The sequence below is a fragment of the Phytoactinopolyspora endophytica genome, assembly GCF_004138495.1.
In the GTDB taxonomy this organism is placed as follows: Bacteria; Actinomycetota; Actinomycetes; order Jiangellales; family Jiangellaceae; genus Phytoactinopolyspora; species Phytoactinopolyspora endophytica.
In genome coordinates this window covers 15,273-18,545 of sequence record NZ_ML142869.1, presented here as the reverse complement: position 1 = coordinate 18,545, position 3,273 = coordinate 15,273, and the positions used below count along the sequence as shown (strand labels likewise).

At 67.1% G+C, this 3,273-nt stretch carries 3 protein-coding genes; all 3 read left to right on the top strand.

The genetic code is table 11. The annotated features are described in order from the left end of the window. Positions 1-375, top strand: a 375-nt coding sequence (locus tag ELR45_RS39515) for an ABC transporter permease subunit (RefSeq protein WP_205857484.1), incomplete at its 5' end; no start/stop codon positions are given. A 19-nt stretch (positions 376-394) separates the two neighbouring features. Beyond that, positions 395-1,522: an ABC transporter permease gene (locus ELR45_RS28940; protein ID WP_129669404.1), complete on the top strand. Its 1,128-nt coding sequence runs from the start codon at positions 395-397 to the stop codon at positions 1,520-1,522. A gap of 10 nt (positions 1,523-1,532) precedes the next feature. Continuing rightward, positions 1,533-3,273, top strand: a 1,741-nt coding sequence (locus ELR45_RS28935) for a dipeptide ABC transporter ATP-binding protein (RefSeq protein ID WP_205857483.1), incomplete at its 3' end; no start/stop codon positions are given.

Here is a 3,273-nt window from a genome sequence, read left to right as displayed (position 1 = left end):
ACCGCCGGGCTGATCCGGATTCTCCGGGCGAACCTGCTGGACGAGTTGCGCAAGCCGTACGTGGTGGCGGCGCGGTCGCACGGATTGTCCGAGCAGCGGATCCTCTTCCGGTATCCGCTGCGGGTAGCGGTGAACCCGTTCTTGTCGACCGTCGGCTGGGTGCTGCCGTCGCTGGTGTCGGGGGAGATCATCGTCTCCCAGGTGCTCTCGCTGCCGACGACCGGACCACTGCTTCTCCAGGCGTTGAAGAGCCAGGACATGTACCTGGCCGGGGCGATCATCCTGCTGGTGAGCGTGCTGACGGTGATCGGGACACTGCTGTCCGACATCCTGCTGGCGCGGATCGATCCGCGGGTCCGAGCAGGCGTGCGGTGAGGTTGAGGAGGCGTTGGCGATGACAAGCACGTTGAACGAGCAGACAAGCTCGAGCGGCTTCGACCGGGACCGTGCGTCGCAGTGGCGGCTGGTGTGGTGGCGTTTCCGCAAGCACAGGCTGGCGATGGCCGGCCTGGTGACGCTGGGCGTGTTCTACTTCGTGGCGTTGTTCGGGCCCTTCTTGGCCCCGTATTCCACCAGCGCGTTCGACTCGGACTACATCTACGCCCCGCCACAGACGCTCAGCGTGGTCGACACGTCGGGTGATGGCTGGGACTGGGGCCTGCATACGTACGGCTACGAGCTGGAACAGGATCCGGACACGTTCGCCCTGACCCACACCAAGGACGAGGACCGCAAGGTCGACGTCGGTTTTTTCGTGAAGGGTGAACCGTACACGCTGTTCGGCGTCATCGAGTGGGACCGTCATCTCATCGGTCCGAAGGACGCGGACGAGCCGCTCTACCTGTTGGGCGCGGATCGACGAGGCCGGGACCTGTTGTCGTTGATGATTCACGGCACTCGGATCTCGATGACCATCGGCCTGGTCGGCGTCGCCATGGCGTTCGCGTTCGGCATCGTGCTCGGTGGAATCTCGGGGTACGTCGGCGGGAAGACGGACACGCTGATCCAGCGTGTCGTCGAGTTCTTCATGTCGTTGCCGACTCTGCCCCTGTGGCTCGGGCTGGCGGCGGCTCTGCCGAGAGACTGGTCGCCGCTGCAACGGTACTTCGCCATCACCGTGATCCTGGCGACCATCGCGTGGACGGACCTGGCACGAGTGGTGCGTGGCCGGTTCCTGTCACTTCGGACCGAAGAGTTCGTGGCGTCGGCGCGGCTGGACGGCTCGAAACGCCGCCGGGTCATCTTCCGGCACATGCTCCCGTCGTTCACCAGCCACCTGATCGCTTCGCTGACGCTGTCCATCCCGGCGATGATCCTGGCCGAGACCGCGCTGTCGTTCCTGGGCCTGGGCCTGCAGGCACCGGTCGTCAGCTGGGGCGTGCTGCTGGAGCAGGCGCAGAACTTCCGGGTCCTGCAGGACGCCCCATGGCTGCTGTTGCCCGGCTTGGCTGTCGTCGTCTCGGTTCTGGCGTTGAACTTCGTCGGCGATGGTCTGCGTGACGCCGCGGACCCGTACAAGTGAGGACTGACTGATGTTCCATACGACGTCGAAGGGGACGGACATGAGGGCCGACGACGGCGCCACGGGCACAGCCACCGTCACGGCGGACGCCCGTGATGGGTCGGCAGCGGCTCCTTTGTTGGAGATCTCCGGGCTCTACACACAGTTCGATACCCGAGATGGGATCGTCCGCGCAGTGGACGGTGTTGACCTGGCCGTCCCCGCCGGCAAAACCGTCTGCGTGGTCGGGGAGTCCGGGTGCGGTAAGAGCATCACCGCTCGTTCCGTACTGGGCCTGATCGACCCGCCGGGTCGCATCACCGCGGGCCACGTCTGGTGGCACAGCCCGGACGGCGGCCGGGTCGATCTGGCCGGCTTGGATCCGCGAGGCCAGCAGATGCGCCGGCTTCGCGGCCAGGAGATCTCCATGGTGTTCCAGGAGCCGATGGCGTCGCTGTCGCCGATGTACACGGTGGGCGCACAGCTGGGGGAGATGCTCCGGTTGCACCGCGGGATGGGCAAGGAACAGGCCCGGCAGGAGTCGATTTCGCTACTCGAAAGGGTCGGCATCCCGAAGCCGGAAGCCCGGGTGGACGCCTATTCGTGGCAGCTCTCGGGCGGAATGTGCCAGCGCGTGATGATCGCGATGGCGCTCTCATGTGGGCCCTCGTTGCTGATCGCCGACGAACCGACCACGGCTCTGGATGTGACCATTCAGGCTCGCATCCTGGACCTGTTCGCCGAGTTGCAGCGCGAGACCGGGATGTCGGTGCTGTTCATCACCCATGACCTGGGTGTGGTGGCGGAGATCGCCGATGAGGTCGCCGTCATGTACCTGGGCCGTGTGGTGGAACATGCGGGCGTCGACGAGATCTTCGCCGACCCGAAACATCCATACACCCGAGCGCTGCTCGGCTCGGTCCCGCGGATGGGCGCCGGTACGCGCCAGCGGCTGGTGACGGTGCGGGGACAGGTTCCGCACGGCGCACGCCGGCCGGCGGGCTGTGGTTACCATCCGCGCTGCGACGAGGCGATCGACGGGCTGTGTGACGCCTCCGACCCCGCCACTGTCACGCCGGCACCGGGACACCATGTCCAGTGCGTGCTGTATGAGCCGAGCCTGGTCCCCGGCGGCCGTAAACTTCTGCCGATCGTTGCTGACCTGGCCGGGGAAGCGGTCGGGGAAACCGTTGATGCACCGGACGAAGCTGCCGGCTCGACGGGCTATACCGTCGGCGCGGTTCCGGATGGCGACGGGACGGGCGGCGAGGATGACCTCGCGCCGATGCTCGACGTGCGGGACCTCCGGGTGCACTTCCCGGTGAAGAAGGGCTTCTTCGGCCGGACTGTGGGGCAGGTACACGCCGTCGACGGGGTGAACCTGACGATCCGTCCCGGCGAGACGCTCGGACTGGTGGGGGAGTCCGGGTGCGGCAAGACGACGCTGGGCCGGTCCATCGTCCGGTCCGAGACGCCGACGTCCGGTGAGATCCGTTACCGCGCCCCGGACGGGCACGTCGTCGACTTGGCGCAGCTGTCCGGAGCCCGGCTGCGGCCGTACCAGCGGCAGGTCAGGCTGGTCTTCCAGGACCCGTTCTCGTCGCTGAACCCGCGGATGACGCTCCGGCAGATCGTCGGCGACCCGTTGATCGCGCACAACATCGCGCGAGGCTCGGAGCTGACCGACCGGGTGGCCGTCATGCTCCGCAAGGTCGGTCTGTCCCCGGACTACATGGACCGGTACCCGCACGCGTTCTCCGGCGGCCAGCGCC